At 31.0% G+C, this 15,571-nt stretch carries 17 protein-coding genes and 1 other annotated feature; all 17 genes read right to left on the bottom strand.

The annotated features are described in order from the left end of the window. Positions 1 to 18: 18 nt before the first annotated feature. The 17 genes from ACJDU8_RS09395 to ACJDU8_RS09315 all read right to left on the bottom strand — a co-directional run bounded on the left by ACJDU8_RS09395 (position 19) and on the right by ACJDU8_RS09315 (position 15,198). Positions 19 to 390, bottom strand: coding sequence for an endopeptidase (locus tag ACJDU8_RS09395; RefSeq protein WP_406791896.1), 372 nt, complete (start codon positions 388 to 390; stop codon positions 19 to 21). 210 nt (positions 391 to 600) lie between these two features. Next, positions 601 to 1,725 (bottom strand): rod shape-determining protein RodA, encoded by a 1,125-nt coding sequence (gene rodA / locus ACJDU8_RS09390; protein ID WP_406791895.1) that lies wholly within the window; start codon positions 1,723 to 1,725, stop codon positions 601 to 603. Positions 1,726 to 1,795: 70 nt separating this feature from the next. Further along, complete coding sequence (gene minE, locus ACJDU8_RS09385) at positions 1,796 to 2,062, bottom strand: cell division topological specificity factor MinE (protein ID WP_406791894.1); 267 nt, start codon at positions 2,060 to 2,062, stop codon at positions 1,796 to 1,798. Positions 2,063 to 2,075: 13 nt separating this feature from the next. Further along, positions 2,076 to 2,873, bottom strand: coding sequence for a septum site-determining protein MinD (gene minD, locus ACJDU8_RS09380; RefSeq protein WP_406791893.1), 798 nt, complete (start codon positions 2,871 to 2,873; stop codon positions 2,076 to 2,078). A 14-nt stretch (positions 2,874 to 2,887) separates the two neighbouring features. Further along, a complete protein-coding gene (minC, locus tag ACJDU8_RS09375) occupies positions 2,888 to 3,520 on the bottom strand; it encodes a septum site-determining protein MinC (protein WP_406791892.1) in 633 nt (210 codons plus the stop codon). A 236-nt stretch (positions 3,521 to 3,756) separates the two neighbouring features. After that, positions 3,757 to 6,441, bottom strand: a complete 2,685-nt coding sequence (locus tag ACJDU8_RS09370; protein WP_406791891.1) for a penicillin-binding transpeptidase domain-containing protein — start codon at positions 6,439 to 6,441, stop codon at positions 3,757 to 3,759. A gap of 38 nt (positions 6,442 to 6,479) precedes the next feature. Then, on the bottom strand, positions 6,480 to 6,971 hold the full coding sequence (mreD, locus tag ACJDU8_RS09365; RefSeq protein WP_406791890.1) for a rod shape-determining protein MreD: 492 nt from the start codon (positions 6,969 to 6,971) through the stop codon (positions 6,480 to 6,482). Positions 6,972 to 6,982: 11 nt separating this feature from the next. After that, on the bottom strand, positions 6,983 to 7,843 hold the full coding sequence (gene mreC, locus ACJDU8_RS09360) for a rod shape-determining protein MreC (RefSeq protein WP_406791889.1): 861 nt from the start codon (positions 7,841 to 7,843) through the stop codon (positions 6,983 to 6,985). A gap of 16 nt (positions 7,844 to 7,859) precedes the next feature. Then, positions 7,860 to 8,870, bottom strand: coding sequence for a rod shape-determining protein (locus tag ACJDU8_RS09355; protein ID WP_406791888.1), 1,011 nt, complete (start codon positions 8,868 to 8,870; stop codon positions 7,860 to 7,862). 20 nt (positions 8,871 to 8,890) lie between these two features. Next, positions 8,891 to 9,577 (bottom strand): RadC family protein, encoded by a 687-nt coding sequence (radC, locus tag ACJDU8_RS09350; protein WP_406791887.1) that lies wholly within the window; start codon positions 9,575 to 9,577, stop codon positions 8,891 to 8,893. Positions 9,578 to 9,591: 14 nt separating this feature from the next. Further along, the gene (locus ACJDU8_RS09345) at positions 9,592 to 10,170 is read right to left on the bottom strand and encodes a Maf-like protein (protein ID WP_406791886.1); all 579 of its coding nucleotides are present in this window, start codon (positions 10,168 to 10,170) and stop codon (positions 9,592 to 9,594) included. Positions 10,171 to 10,181: 11 nt separating this feature from the next. Further along, positions 10,182 to 10,442 carry a DUF4321 domain-containing protein gene (locus tag ACJDU8_RS09340; RefSeq protein ID WP_406791885.1) on the bottom strand — a complete coding sequence of 87 codons (261 nt, stop codon included), beginning with the start codon at positions 10,440 to 10,442 and terminating at the stop codon, positions 10,182 to 10,184. A gap of 179 nt (positions 10,443 to 10,621) precedes the next feature. Beyond that, on the bottom strand, positions 10,622 to 11,314 hold the full coding sequence (locus tag ACJDU8_RS09335; RefSeq protein ID WP_406791884.1) for a hypothetical protein: 693 nt from the start codon (positions 11,312 to 11,314) through the stop codon (positions 10,622 to 10,624). A 65-nt stretch (positions 11,315 to 11,379) separates the two neighbouring features. Further along, entirely contained in the window at positions 11,380 to 11,886 is a 507-nt protein-coding gene (locus tag ACJDU8_RS09330) for a GNAT family N-acetyltransferase (RefSeq protein WP_406791883.1), read from the bottom strand. Positions 11,887 to 12,043: 157 nt separating this feature from the next. Continuing rightward, entirely contained in the window at positions 12,044 to 12,949 is a 906-nt protein-coding gene (thrB, locus tag ACJDU8_RS09325; RefSeq protein ID WP_406791882.1) for a homoserine kinase, read from the bottom strand. A gap of 145 nt (positions 12,950 to 13,094) precedes the next feature. Then, positions 13,095 to 14,336, bottom strand: coding sequence for a homoserine dehydrogenase (locus tag ACJDU8_RS09320; RefSeq protein ID WP_406791881.1), 1,242 nt, complete (start codon positions 14,334 to 14,336; stop codon positions 13,095 to 13,097). Between the two features lie 63 nt (positions 14,337 to 14,399). Next, positions 14,400 to 14,678: a binding site (T-box leader), on the bottom strand. A gap of 82 nt (positions 14,679 to 14,760) precedes the next feature. Continuing rightward, positions 14,761 to 15,198, bottom strand: a complete 438-nt coding sequence (locus ACJDU8_RS09315; protein WP_406791880.1) for an ACT domain-containing protein — start codon at positions 15,196 to 15,198, stop codon at positions 14,761 to 14,763. Between the last annotated feature and the right edge of the window lie 373 nt (positions 15,199 to 15,571).

The following is a 15,571-nucleotide window of genomic DNA, read 5'->3' as shown; positions in this document are numbered from 1 at the left end:
AAAAATACCTCTTGAAATTTAATTTTCCCCATTAACCCTAAGTTGCTTAACTGTATTTTTCATCCTATCTTCAATATACTTTATATTTATACTTTTCAATCGAGTCTTTAAGTTACTATAATTATAGTTTTGATCTATTACCTCCTTAGAATAATTATATACACTCTTGGTTTGAGGATTTGAAGTCACCTTACATGCTATAATAAATATAAATAAAATCAAAACTCCTATTAAATCTCTTATAATTCTTCTGACCAAATAATTTCCCTTTTTATTAGTAAAAGAACCTCCTCTATTAGAAATTTTTCCGTAATAAGGGTAAGGTGAAGAATTAATTCCTCTTTTTAATGAACCATAATATTTCTCATATTCCAAATCATAACGTCCCACAGAATCCTCCTTTTTAAATATCATGCTATTTAATATATATTTAGAATTCCATATATTTATGACTAGTACCCTAATTATCTAACAAGCAAACATCAGCCCATTACAAAAAAGGAACTTTATAAAATTTCACAAAAAAATAGTTAACCAGCCAAACTTATACTATAGTCACCATGCTAGTCCATTTTTTACTTGTCATTATTTTCATATACCCTAAAAATTAATTTTCTTTCTTCTCATACCTATATTCAGAATCAAAGATATACTTATAAAAGCTGAAAGAATAGAACTCCCCCCATAACTCATAAAAGGCAGTGTAATACCTGTTATAGGTAATAACCCTATTGTCATACCTATATTTTGAAAAATAGAAAATAACATAGAAGATACTATGCCTACACACACCACAGACCCAAATATATCTTTAGATTCCTTAGCTATATTTATAGAACGATATATTACAATTCCATAAAATAATATTAAGGAAATTGCCCCTATAAGTCCCCATTCCTCTCCAACTACAGAAAAAATAAAATCTGTATGAGACTCCGGAACATAACCTCCTGATATTTGAGTTCCTTTTAAGAATCCTTTTCCCAGTATTCCACCTGAACCAATTCCTATTTTGGATTGTGTAAGTTGTAGTGCAAAACTCAATTGATATTTATCAGCATTGAATAGGGATATAATTCTCATCTTTTGATAGTACGGCATAATTGGAGAATTCCAGGCTATAGCTATTACTAATGTCAATCCTAATATTCCTCCAAGTATTACTTTTAAATCTAATCCTGCTACAAAGCATATTCCAAGAACAGTAAAAAAACAAACCATGGTCATTCCCATATCAGGCTGAATTATAATTAAAAGCATTGGAATGGCAGCATAAAGTGTAAGCTTTAAAAAATTTTTCAAATTATTAATATTTCCTTCCATATCATCTAACTGTTTTGCAAGCATCAGTATAATTCCTACCTTGGCAAACTCAGAAGGCTGCATGGTAAATCTTCCAATTTTAATCCATGATGAAGCTCCATTTACTGTATATTGAAACATAGGTATACAGTTTATAATAAGTAAAAATACACCAAACCAATATACTATACTAGCATAACTTTTTATTAAAGCATAATCTACCAAAAGTATAAAATAAATTAATATAAACCCTAAGGCTACCCAAACAAGTTGAGACTTTAAATACTGATTCCCATAACTTAAATGAGAAGCACTGTATATGTTTAAACTTCCAAATGCACATATAACTAATATTGTAATAAGTATAGGAAAGTCAAATTCTCTTAAGAATCTTTTACTGATGGTAAATTTTTCAAGAAACATTCACATCCCTCCAATATAACTATAATGATTATACCACAGAAAAATAAAAAAGCTATGTATAATACACAGCCTATTTATTATACTTAACTTTTTTTACAGGTATACTGGCAACAAGTGCTACTGGATCTGCATCAAGTTCCTCGGTAATTGTCATTTTCACATCTATTTCAGAATAGTTTATTTCCATATACTTAGAAAGCACTTCAAGTATATCTTCTTTTATGTCTTCTAATACTTCCTGTGACATGCTACACCTGTCATGTATTAATATTAATTTCAATCTCTCTCTAGCTATATCTTTGGAAGATGGCTTGGAAAATACCCTAAACAAATCCATTGCCCTACCCCCTTTATTTAATACCAAATATTTTTTTTATGGATGAAAACAATCCTTCTTGCCCGGAACTTAAATCTATAAGAGGTACTTCTTCACCTGTTATTCTCCTGGATATATTTCTAAAGGCCTGACCTGAAACAGCGCTTTTATCTAATACTATTGGCTCTCCCCTATTAGTTGAAACAGTTATACTTCTATCATCTGGCACTACTCCTATGAGTTCTATAGCTAAACTATCTAATATATCATTTACATCTAACATCTGTCCATTCTTGGTCATTTTATAATTTAGCCTATTTATTATAAGCTGGTGATTTTCAAGTCCTTTAGCATCAAGTTTGCCAATAACCCTGTCTGAATCTCTAACCGAAGTAACTTCAGGATTTACTACTATCAATGCTCTGTCTGCCCCTGCCACAGCATTTTCAAAACCTTGTTCAATTCCTGCTGGACAATCTATTATTACATAATCATGTTCCATTTTTAATTCATGTATTAAATTCATCATTTGCTGTGAACTTATGTCTTCCTTATCTCTAGTTTGCGCTGTAGGTAAAAGATATAGGTTTGATAATCTTTTATCCTTTATAAGTGCCTGTTTAAGTCTGCATTTATTTTCTAGCACATCTAACAAGGTAAACACAATTCTATTTTCAAGTCCCATAAGAATATCTAGATTTCTAAGTCCGGTATCCCCATCTACTAATACTACACTTTTGTTTAAAGCAGCTAATCCCGTCCCTATATTAGCTGTAGTAGTAGTTTTTCCGACCCCTCCCTTGCCTGATGTTACTACAATTGCTTCTCCCATTTACACTACCTCCCTTAAATAAACTTATTAGGCAAATATGGTTCTACTATTATTATGTTTCCTCTGATCCTAGCTACTTCTGGATATTGAGGCTTAATGCTGTCTTCTGGTGACCTGGTTACTAAGTTAGCGATTTGAAGCATTTCTGGCTGTAAACAAATGGAAGCAACTATTGCTTTAGAATTCCCTCCAAATCCTGCATGGGCATATCCTCTCAGTGTTCCAAAAACTATTATGTTGCCTCCTGCATATATCTCTGAACCAGCATTTACGTCTCCTATTATAACTATATTTCCTAGATAATCTATGACTTGTCCACTTCTTATGGTCCTTCTTAAAAATTTAGTTCTACCTTCATAAATGCCAGAAAATATCTTACTAGGCTTTTCATTACTATCTTCAAATATACATTCTTTTATTAAAAATTTTTCAAACAATATGTCTTTTAATTTAATAAATTGCTTTTGATTTATGTATTTTAAGTCTGTAATTATCTTTAAAGTGCACCCTTTATAAAACATTTTGCCCACCGAAAGTCTATTAATCAAAGCTTCGAGCATTTCCTCAAAATCTTTAAACTTATTTATATTTACAACTACATTTATACCATCTCTATTACCTTTAACTAATATATTATTATCTATCATAAATTAGCCTCCATAAGTTACCTCATAAATAATATTTCAACATTATTCATATAAATCCTCCTTATATTTTAACTTTGCTTATCAAAAATTCTTATATTTTTTTAATTTATAGTATTTTTGAGAATATCTTATCTAAGCTAAACCTTTTCTTAAGCATATAATATCATATTTTAACTATTATATATAGATTATATGTAAATTTGCGAATAGGATATATCCTATTCGCAAATTATGACTTAATTACTGTTTTGGCTAGCATTTGATCCATTCTGCTGAGTATTACCATCATTTATATGAAAGTACGCAGAATAAATATCTCTAGCTATATTGGCAGAACCTGCTCCCATACCTCCGTCAAACACAACAACACACACAGCTATTTCAGGATTATCCATAGGTGCATATCCCACATATTCCGCATAGTCTGTTCTTCCAATTTGAGACTGCTGTTCCTGGCTTCCTATAGTTGCAGTACCTGTTTTTCCTGCAGTCTTTATAGGGAAATCTGCAAAAGCCTGGGCTGCAGTACCTTTTTCATTAACGGCCTCCATTCCAGCTTTAACTGCCTCTATATTTTCAGCCTTAACCCCTGTATTCTCAAGAACCTCTGGTTTGACCTGTTCAATAACATTTCCGTCAGAATCCAAAAACTTGTCTACCAGATGAAGCTTATATCTGGTTCCACCATTTGCAAGCGTTGCAATATAATCTGCCATTTGAAGTGGAGTAAACTGATTTAATCCCTGTCCTATAGCAGCATTTTCTATATTTGCAGGTACATCTAATTGAGCATTGGCATCTGAAACAGTTATATAATATATAGCATCAATTAAATTATCCATTTCTTTATCATTAATATCTTTTTTATTGTTTGAATCTTCTTTAGTAAGTTCTAAAAACAGTTGTTTATATTTTTCCTTGTTAAAAGCCTTACTTCCACCTTTTATGGAATTTTGTATTAAAGTTTTTATTTCCTTTTTCAATGACTTAACTCCACTAGAATCACTGTCATTATCGTATAAATCCATTTTAACTATACTGTTGCCCTTGTCATCTATTCCACTTTTAAGTACTGACATGGTCTTCCAAAGATACGTGTTGGCAAAACTATTTTCATTAGATACAGTATTATATACCTGACCAAACTTCTCGGGAATTTCTATACCTGTAGCCGGTTTTACATCACTGTTTGATGGTACTCCTAAGCCAAACTTCCATGCATATTTAGCCAGGGTATCATCTCCAAAAGCTTCTCTAATCCTTCTTGCCACTTCCATAAAGTAAGGATTACTTGATTTTTGTATGGCACTTGTAAGATTTACAAGTCCATTAGCTCCATCTAATTCAAATTTTACCAGCCTTCCTCCCTGATTAAAGGTACCATTGTCGTAAAAACTAAAACCTAGAGGTATTGCCCCACTTTCTAGCCCTGCAATAGCAGTCATAGGCTTAAAAGTGGACCCTGGTGGTATTAGAGACTGGGTTGCATAATTATAAAATGGTTTTGGATATATATCATAAAGGTCCTGTCTTATGGTAGTATTATTTTTTATACTTTTATCAATAGGAAAAAGTGTGTTTAATACGTCATCTTCGCTCTCTCCTGGAAAATTCCCAGTAATGTTTCTATTTCTAATATAGTCTCTTCCAAATTGCTCTAAATCAGGATTAAAATATTTGTTGTATTGCTCCGTAGAAAGTTTACCCGGTTGTGCAAATAAATTAGGATCATATCCAGGTCTGCTGGCTAAAGCTATTATACCTCCTGTATGTATGTTAATTACCACTGCCGCCCCTCTAGTTGCATTTGTGGTATCAGCTCTTTCTTGGCCATAAGGATTTTGCCTCAATTCCGCCATTCTCTCATCCAGTGATTTTTCTGCTGCTGCCTGAACATCTTTATCTATTGTAAGCTGAACAGTTTGTCCTGGATATGAATCTCTGTTCCCTAATTCTTCAAGTATCCTGCCATCTTTATTAAGTTTTACTATTTTTCCCCCTTTTGTTCCTTTTAACCTGTCTTCAAAGGCAGCTTCAATTCCAGCCTGGCCTGCATAGTCACTGCTTATATCATACCCTTTATCTTTATATTTTTCATAGTTAGAAGCTATTTTTGATATATAACCTAGAAAAGCAGATCCTAACTCCCCATTAGGATAAGACCTTATAGGCTGGGTATTTACATCTATTCCTGGAAGTTCATTTAACATTTGTAAAAACTTAAAGGCAGTATCCTTTGTTATATTGCTTGCCACTATTACCGGCTTATAACCTGAAAAACTCTGCATCTTTAAAGTATCTTTAACAATCATAAATCTTCTCTGCTCCTCCAGTGAATATCCACTAGGAATTTTATATTGCTTTAAAAGTGCCTTGAAGGTATCTTCTGCAGATATTTTTAAAAGTTCTTTGTTAACCTGACTGTCCAGATCATCTTGTGAAATATTCTTATTTTTGCTCTTGATTTTTTTCTCTATGGTATCATTTAATCCCCTATCTCTTTTAAACCTAATTTCAAGGTTTTTCCTAGTGTTTTCATCATCACTTCTAAATTGGAATTCAAAAGGATTTATCTTAAGTTCAAAGTCATCTTGCTGGCTTTCCCCGCTTTGGTCCAGTACTTTAAATACCTCATCCATAGTAGAAAAAAATGTTTTGTCACTTTCATCTGTCTGATTATATACCAGCATATAACCTAGCGTACTTGTAGCCAATTTATTTCCCTTACTGTCTAAAATATCTCCTCTAGGGGCTACGTCGGGAATTTCTCTTATAGACCTATTGTTTGACTGTTCTTTATATTCTTTACCCTGTACTACCTGGAGAAAAAAAAGTCTCATAGCCATAGTTACAAAAAGAATTAGCATAATTATTATAATGGTAGTATACCTTGTAATATTAGGGTGCTTCTTCTTTTTCACAAAATATCATCTCCAATTATAAATTATCTCATTTGTTTTCAAAATTTCCATTTAACTTGCATATATTCTTTATTACAAAGGTTGTATACAGGTTTATATATAAAAATGCATAATATCATATCATAAATACTTCCCAAAAGTACATTTATTATATTTACATATACACCATGTAAATATAATATACCAAACACTAAAGTACCTTTAAGCAAAACTAGTAAAAAGCAGGAAATAACAGGAATAAGTCTCTTTTCCTTAAATATACTATCTCCTATAGCTCCTGCAATTACACATATTATCATATTGGTAAATCCATTTATTCCGAAACCTCTAGAAAAATATACGTCCTGTAGTAGTCCTACAAATACTCCAAGCCATAATCCTTCCCATCTTCCATTTACAATAGAGTAGCAAATTATAAAGATTAAGAGGAGACTTGGGTAAAAAGTTCTTATAGCAAAAAAAGGCATTAATATGTTGTCTAATATAAACAACAATATAGACAAAAGACCCAGTACTAATATTTTTTTCATTTTACATCACCCTAATATTTTATATCTATTTTATTTTTAGGGACCACTATAAGCAGTTCTTCAATTTTGTCAAAGTTTACATAAGGTTTTATTGTGGCATTTTTCATTACCTTTCCCTTATCAGTTTCTACATCTATTACTGTTCCAATTCTAATTCCAGCAGGATAAGAATTATCGATTCCTGACGTTAAAATTGTATCTCCTTTTTTTACGGTAGATTCCTGAGGAAGATAATACAGTTTGGCTAAAAACTCACTTTCATCGCTTTTATATCCTTTTACAATGCCGCTATTTACTACTCCACTTTCGTCTCCTGTTTTCTCAATAGTTCCTCCTACTGCCATATTCTCATTAGTCAAACATTGAACTATAGACCAATTTTTTTCTACATGTATAACTTGACCTACTAAACCTTCTGCAGTAACAGCTACCATTTGTTTTCCTACTCCATCTTCAGTTCCCCTGTTTATTGCAAACTCATCTAAAACCCCGTTGCTGCTTTTTCCTATTATATCACACCCTATGTAATTATATTCCGTCCTTTGCTGTTTAAAGTTTAGTTCTTTTCTTAACTGAGAATTTTCGTTTTTTAAAGAATTATATTCTACAAGTTTGTTTTCTAGCAAACTATTTTTTTTCTTCAACTCTTCATTGTCCTTTTTTACATTAGAAAAATTTAATATAAAACTTATAGAATCTTTTATTTTACTGTTAAGCTTATATAATCCTCCCTGTAAGGAATTAAAAGTAATACCTACACCATTTCTTATAACTGAATTACCATCACTCTTAATGCTAAAAGAAATTAATATTAAGAAAATAATTGAGAGCATTATTATAGTTATTACAAGTTTATTTTTTAAAAATCTCATAATATATCACTCATAACTATTTTCTACTAGCTACTATTTTATCAATAGTATCTAATGCTTTTCCTGCACCCAGTGCAACACAATCAAGAGGTGCTTCTGCTATGTGAACAGGCATATGTGTCTCTATATTTATTAACTGATCTAATCCTTTGAGCATTGCTCCTCCACCTGCCAGCATGATTCCTTTATCCATTAAGTCTGATGCAAGCTCTGGCGGTGTTTTTTCAAGAGTTGTCTTTATGGCATCAGTTATGGACAGTATAGGTTCCTTTAAAGCATCCCTAACTTCACTTTCAGTTATATTTATAACTTTAGGTAATCCTGATATTAAATCCCTTCCTCTTATTTCCATGGAGTTTTCTTCTCCTGTATCATATGCTGAACCTAATTCAATTTTCACATTTTCTGCTGTTCTCTCACCTATCATTAAATTGTATTCTTTCTTTATGTAATTTATTATAGCTTGATCCAATTCATCACCAGCAATTCTAAGTGATTTACTTGTAACAATTCCTCCAAGTGATACTACCGCAACTTCTGTAGTACCCCCACCTATATCTACAATCATACTTCCTGTAGGTTCATTTACCGGAAGTCCAGCTCCAATTGCAGCTGCCATAGGTTCTTCCATAAGAAGCACATCCCTAGCTCCCGCATGTTTTGTTGCTTCTTCTATTGCTCTTTTTTCTACTTCAGTAACTCCAGAGGGAAAGCAAACAAATATCCTAGGACTTGTAAATGCTGATTTAGGACTTACTTTCTCTATAAATTTTCTAAGCATAGTATGAGTCACATCAAAATCAGCAATAACTCCATCCTTTAGAGGCCTTATAGCTACTATATTACCTGGAGTTCTGCCTATCATATCTTTTGCATCATTGCCTATTGCCATTACTTTCTTAACATCATTGTTTATAGCCACCACAGAAGGTTCTCTAAGCACTATTCCTTTTCCTTTAACATATATTAATGTATTAGCTGTTCCTAGATCAATTCCCATATCTCTCGATATTCCAAAAAAACCCATTTATATTTCTCCTTTCAATCTCATAAAATTCCTTTTTCTCTTAAACTAATAAATATCCCACCGCCTATTATTATATGATCTACTAATTGTATACCTAATATCTCACCACACTTTTTTAATCTAAAAGTTACGTTTACATCTTCATCACTAGGAGACGGATCTCCAGAAGGATGATTATGACACACAATTATGGAGGCACTGTTCTTTTTTATAGCATAATAAAATATTTCTCTTGGGTGTATTATAGATGAATTCAGACTGCCCATAAATACATTTTTAATTTCTATAACCACATTTTTTGTATTTAACATGACGACCTTAAGATATTCTTGTTTCAACCCCCGCATTTCTTCCATAACAAGCATTGCTGCATCCTTTGGATTACGGATCTTATAATTATCGCCATCTCTGTAGGATTTAAATCTCTTTGACATTTCCACTACAGCTAATATTTTAGCAGCTTTGGCCTTTCCAACACCTGAAACACTTGTAAAATCTTCTAAATTAGAATTAAAAACACCATTTAATCCTCCATTATTCTTTATTATTCTATTACTTAAAGATACTATGTTCTCACCTTTAGTGCCTGTGCCAAGTATTACCGCTAAAAGTTCTGAATTGGATAAGGCTTCCGGACCATATCTAAATAATCTCTCTCTGGGCCTTTCATTTACTGGTAAATCCATAATTTTTAAGGTATCTTTCATTTTAAAACTCCCTACTATAAATTTACCCCAATCCCACTTAACATATTATACAACTTATTTAAAGGTAATCCTACTACATTATAATAACATCCGTGAATTTCTTTTACGAAAACTCCCCCGTAGCCTTGAATACCATAGGCTCCTGCTTTGTCCTTGTATTCTTCCGTTTTTAAATAATCTTCTATACATGTATCATCTATTTCAGAAAATTTTACAGTAGTACAAACAAAATCTTTAACTATTTTACCTGAAAACTTATCTATAACTGCTATACCTGAGTATACCTGATGTTCATTTCCACTTAGTTCTTTTAACATGTAAAATGCTTCCTCTTTATCAGCTGGTTTTCCAAGTACTTTTCCTTTTAAAAACACTGTGGTATCACACCCTATTATTATTAAGTTTTCATCTTTTAATTTACTGCATACATTTTTTGCTTTGCCTTCAGCCAGTTCCATAACATAAGGCCCACATTTTCCTTGAAATAACACAGAATCTTCGTCAAAATCACTTGTTACTACCTTGAAACCTTCTACTAATCTATTTAAAAGTTCCCTTCTTCTACTGGATGCTGAAGCCAATACAATTTTCATGTTATCACTTCCTAATATTTTCTATATAATATTATAGCCATAATTATACCAATTATAGTCATAATATTTATGCTAAAATTTATACCTAGAGTTAGAACCATAACTTTAAAATTCAATACAACTGGTTCAGACATTCCTATTGAATAAAAATTTTTAAAAAAACTTAAAAAGTTAAAACTATTTCCAACAGCATCTCCTATAAGACTACCACATATGGCTCCTAAAAATATAAAAAGCCATATAAAACCTCCGCTTTTTCCGGCTCCCTTCACATGAAATCCCCTACCTTAACAATATATCTTATATAGTTTATCATTTAATAAAACCATAAACAAGTATATATATTATTGTTCAAAAAAATTTTTAAATTACATATAAAAATGGCAAGTACTGGTGTAAATACCCCTATACCGGCCATATCTCCTTGAAATTATTTCTAATTAATATTCAGTTAACTAGAAGCTACTTTTTTTAATACATTAAATATGTAGATATAATTCTGCTCACCATTTGATTTTTCAATTTCCTGTGGAAGCTTATTTATATATTCCTTCAATTCTTTTAAAATCAGTTTCCCGTTGTTATCATTACTCTCCACATCTTTTAAAGAAGAACACCATTTTTTCAAGTCTTCTGTTTTTATAGATTTTACATCACTTTCCGAAAGTTTATTCAATATCTTAAGATTTGCATTTATTATTTGTGTTATTTCTACATTACATGAACTATTTTGATTTACTGTGAATATCATATGAGTATTGTCTATTTTTTGTGATGTAAGAGATTCCATAATTTGTTTTCCATTTTCCTCTGGATAAATACCTAGAAAAACTCTTGTCTTATCCGAATCAGTTATACAAAAGGCCAGTCCATACTTGGCTAATAAATTTTTTTCTGCATTTGCATTATTGTTATCTCTATAAACTCCACCTTGAACAGCTATAAATTTTACATATTTACTATTAGAATTAGCCCTCTCTACCTGACTTTCGGATATATTCTCACCAAAATTACCTGTGTTCTTTATTATTACCTTAAATACAAAAGTTCCAATTACAAAAGCCATAAAAAATAATGTTAATATTGAAATTATAAATATTTTAGTGTCTTTATCTTTTTTTAAATCATATCGTGTGTATCTCATTTTTTCACCCCTATTTTATAGTATCCCTATATATTATTATTACAGGTAGAAAAAAAATATTACTGTCAGACACCAATCTTCTTCATAATTATCATATCCATATATTTCCCATTAATATTATAAAAGTTTTTTACCATTCTACTAAAATTAAATCCTAAGTTTCTCCAAAGGCTTATGCTGCCTATTTTGTCTTTAATTATTCTACTAAAAAAAATATTTACCCCATATTTTTTATTAAAGTATTTCATCATATGCTTTATTATAATACTATGCAAATCAACATTATCACACACATCATCTAAATAAAAAAACCATATCCAAAGTTCACTTTCCTTTTTAAATTCAAGTCTCCCCTTTAACATACCTAGCAATTTTCCTCTTTTTTCTATTTTGAGAAAGAACTCACATTGACTTACATAACTTTCTAAAAATCTATCTTTCAATTCTTCCAGACTGGTTTCTTCTTTGAGAAAAGCATTATTGGTTTCCATCCATCTTTGTACTTCAATCAAATCCTTCTCTTCAATGCTTGAAATTTCGATGTCGTTAAGCTTTATCTCAACATCTAACATAGGCTCACCTCTTTACATTTATTTACTAACTTTAGAATTCTACACAAACAATCAGATTCCTCTATTTTAGATATCTGAAAACAAACAACAATTAAAAAATACCTTATGAACTCATTACTATAAAAAGCAATATATAAAGAGGTGTGTATCACATTATCTATATTAAACTCACAATTTTAGCTCCTTCTAAATCTGGTTCAAGTAAAATTACATTCCAATTATCTTCAAGTCCACTTAAATATTTTTTCATAGACATCATAAATTCATCTTCATTTTTATCTAATACCGCCATAAGAGTGGAGCCAGAGCCACTTATAAATTCTCCTACAGCTCCGAATTCCATTGCTTTTTGAAAAACATCATCAGAATTTTTTATTAAATTTCTTCTATAGGGCTGATGAACTTTATCATCAAAACATGTTCTAAGCTTATCAAATTCTCTATTATAAAGAGCACTTATGAGCATGGCAGACCTTGATATATTAAATATACAGTCTTCTCTTAAATATGACTTAGGTAAAACTTTTCTAGAAAGAGCGGTATTCACCTGGAAGGATGGTATCATAGCAACAAATTTTAGCTGGCCAGGTAAATCTACCTTAGAATATTTTATATCTTCTCCCACTTTTAAAGATATTGCCATACCTCCCACTATTGTCGGTACTACATTGTCTGGATGTCCCTCCATTTTAGTAGCTAAATCAATTATATCTTCTAAATTCATTTTATCTTTCATAATTGCGTTTGCTATTTTTATACCGCCAACTATACAAGCCGAGCTACTCCCAAGTCCCCTTGAAATAGGTATATCACATTTAACTACATCTATTCTAAATCCTTTATAAGGATATTTTTGTTTATCCATAGTCTCTGTTATACTCTTATATATAAGATTATTTTTAAAATCTTCTTTAGATTTTAACCCGTTATTATATATCTTTGTCTCTTCATTTATTTCTTCTACTTCAATTTCATTGTATAATTTTAAAGCCATACCTAAAGTATCAAATCCCGGTCCCATATTTGCAGTAGTAGCCGGTATTCTAACTTTTATTTTAGCCATATAAACTCCTCCTAGCTTCATAAAAAATATCTTTTATTTTTAAAGATATCAAGTGGAAACAAATTCCGGTAATAATTATCATATCAACGGGCACTAGGGCACTATGTAAAATGGACTAGTATAATAACCACTATTTAAATATATATTAGTGCAAAATTAATAATTTTTTAACATCACAGGCTTCTCCTTTTACCTTTACTTTTTCAATGTAGTCATCCACTGAAATTTCATTGTCTGCATTAACAAAAGCTACTACTTCTTCTTCATTTCCTGAGAAAGTACTAGATAAAATGTAACAACTTTTAAAGCTTGAAGATATACCCTGTATAACTTTTACTCTATCTTGTGTTTTCACTCTCAGAAACCATTTTCCCTTTAACTCCCATGCTTTATTTATACTGGCCTTTTCACTACTAAAAGTGATAAACTTCTCTTTCTTTTGCTCAATTATATCTGCTATATCTGCAAATACTGCACTGGCAGTAGGAAACATCCCTGCACCTTTTCCTGAAAACATTACATCTCCTACAGCATCTCCTTCTACTAAAATAGCATTATACTCGTCCTCAATTTTTCCAAGAACAGAATCTTCTTTTACCATAACCGGCATAACAGCTGCATATATATCTTCGTTGTCAATTTTACTAATTCCCATCAACTTTATACTGCATTTTTCCATTTTAGCATATTTAAAGTCATATTCATCAATTTGTGTAATACCTTCTATATTTATATCCTTCCAATCTACCCTCCTGTTATACGCAATTGTAGATAAAATAGAAAGCTTTCTAGCTGCATCATATCCTTTAACATCGGATTCTGGATTAGCCTCTGCGAAACCTAATTTTTGGGCAAGTTTTAAGGCTTCTTCATAACTCATACCACTATGATTCATTTTAGATAATATAAAATTCGTAGTACCATTTAATATAGATTTTATACTTTTTATTTCATTTCCTACAAGACACTCATTTATTGACTTGAGTATAGGTATTCCTCCCCCTACACTTGCTTCAAAATGAATAGTAACTCCATTTTTCTTTGCTAATTGTAAAAGCTCATATCCGTATTCTGCAATTAAATCTTTATTAGCTGTAACTACGTGTTTTTTCATGTTTAAGGCTCTTTTTACGTATTCATAAGACGGATCAAGACCTCCCATAGCTTCCACTATAATGTCCACCTTTTCTTTAAAAATATCATCTATATTTTCTGTTAAAATCCCCTCATTTTTACTATTTATGTGTTTTTTAATACTTCTAACTAAAATTTTTGATAATACTAGTTCTTCATTCAGTTCATTTTTAAATTTATATTTATTTCTAAATATAAGTTCAGCCACACCACTACCTACTACACCATATCCAAGCATCGCTATATTTGCCATTTTATTGCCCCCTTTTATTTAGTATCTTTAATTTACTTAATGTGAAAATAAAAAACCCTTCCCCTATGGGACGAGTTTTATCGCGTTTCCACCCAAATTAACAATAATATTTAATAACGTTTAATTAAAATTAAACTCTCCACCTTTATAAACCTTAAACTAAACATTACTGTTATCTCTATATCCATAACGCAGATCTGCGGAAGTACCTACTAAACATGAATTTCAGTACTCAACTCAAAGGTGGTTTTCAATAATTCTTTCTTAGGGAATATTTCAGCCTATGGATTCCCCTCTCTATAAAGCAGTTTATTATTTACTCTTCCTTTTCATGGTTTTCTTTATATAAAAACCTAAAGTAACTATCTTCTAAAACTGTTCAAAATAAATGCATGTACAACAAATTGTCGAAAAAGCACGTTAATTATTCTACTGCTACCAAATCTACCTTTATTACACTTTTTAACGCCCTTATATCTTCCATCAATTCGTCAACTTCCACTTCTAATTCAGAAGCGTCAAAAGTTATAGATACATTAGCAGCATTATTAATAGGTATATCTTGATTTATAGTAAGGACGTTTCCTTTTTTTTGAGCTATACTATCAAGTATTCTTGACAATGTACCTGCTTTGTGTGCTAATGTCAACCCCATAGTTATTTTATGTCCTGCTACACCTTCAGACAAAGTAAAAACTGAATCCCTATATTTATAATAGGTACTTCTGCTTATACCTACCTGTTTTACACCTTCTGATATATCTTTTACATCTCCAGTTCTAAGAAGTTCCTTTACCTTTACTACTTTGACAAATATATCTGGAAGTATGCTGGTATCAATTATAAGAAATTTATTGTTCATAAAATCACACCTTGTCCGTAATTGAAAGACATGTGTATTTCAATTAAATATATGAATTATGATATCACATGTAAAATAAATATTCAATAACTTTATAAAAAAAAGTCTACTCTTTTCATTAAAAATATACATATTTTTTACTATCGGATAAAACTGCAAAATTAAATTCCAGTAAAATAAATGTATTATTCTACTGGAATTTAGTTTAAAATATTTTCATTTTTAATTTTTGCGGTTATTAAAATTCACCTTACAAATTATTATATTATAATAAATGTGGTAGTAAATCTTTGTTTGGACCGGATACAACTTCACTGTTAACTAACATTCCAGTTTCAAGTGAAACGTTAACTCCAGCTTCTACTGCATTCTT

This window comes from Candidatus Clostridium eludens (genome assembly GCF_045310515.1).
Classification (GTDB): domain Bacteria; phylum Bacillota; class Clostridia; order Clostridiales; family Clostridiaceae; genus Clostridium_B; species Clostridium_B eludens.
This window is presented reverse-complemented; position numbering and strand designations above follow the sequence as displayed.

Bases quoted from the DNA above. Each gene is read 5' to 3' on its own strand.
- radC (WP_406791887.1), bottom strand. From the start codon at position 9,577: ATGAAAGATACCTTAAAAATTATGGATTTACCAGTAAATGAAAGGCCC.
- ACJDU8_RS09315 (WP_406791880.1), bottom strand. From the start codon at position 15,198: ATGAACAATAAATTTCTTATAATTGATACCAGCATACTTCCAGATATA.
- minC (WP_406791892.1), bottom strand. From the start codon at position 3,520: ATGATAGATAATAATATATTAGTTAAAGGTAATAGAGATGGTATAAAT.
- minE (WP_406791894.1), bottom strand. From the start codon at position 2,062: ATGGATTTGTTTAGGGTATTTTCCAAGCCATCTTCCAAAGATATAGCT.
- ACJDU8_RS09355 (WP_406791888.1), bottom strand. From the start codon at position 8,870: ATGGGTTTTTTTGGAATATCGAGAGATATGGGAATTGATCTAGGAACA.
- thrB (WP_406791882.1), bottom strand. From the start codon at position 12,949: ATGGCTAAAATAAAAGTTAGAATACCGGCTACTACTGCAAATATGGGA.
- mreD (WP_406791890.1), bottom strand. From the start codon at position 6,971: ATGAAAAAAATATTAGTACTGGGTCTTTTGTCTATATTGTTGTTTATA.
- rodA (WP_406791895.1), bottom strand. From the start codon at position 1,725: ATGTTTCTTGAAAAATTTACCATCAGTAAAAGATTCTTAAGAGAATTT.
- mreC (WP_406791889.1), bottom strand. From the start codon at position 7,843: ATGAGATTTTTAAAAAATAAACTTGTAATAACTATAATAATGCTCTCA.
- ACJDU8_RS09330 (WP_406791883.1), bottom strand. From the start codon at position 11,886: ATGTTAGATGTTGAGATAAAGCTTAACGACATCGAAATTTCAAGCATT.
- ACJDU8_RS09335 (WP_406791884.1), bottom strand. From the start codon at position 11,314: ATGAGATACACACGATATGATTTAAAAAAAGATAAAGACACTAAAATA.
- minD (WP_406791893.1), bottom strand. From the start codon at position 2,873: ATGGGAGAAGCAATTGTAGTAACATCAGGCAAGGGAGGGGTCGGAAAA.
- ACJDU8_RS09345 (WP_406791886.1), bottom strand. From the start codon at position 10,170: ATGAAAATTGTATTGGCTTCAGCATCCAGTAGAAGAAGGGAACTTTTA.
- ACJDU8_RS09320 (WP_406791881.1), bottom strand. From the start codon at position 14,336: ATGGCAAATATAGCGATGCTTGGATATGGTGTAGTAGGTAGTGGTGTG.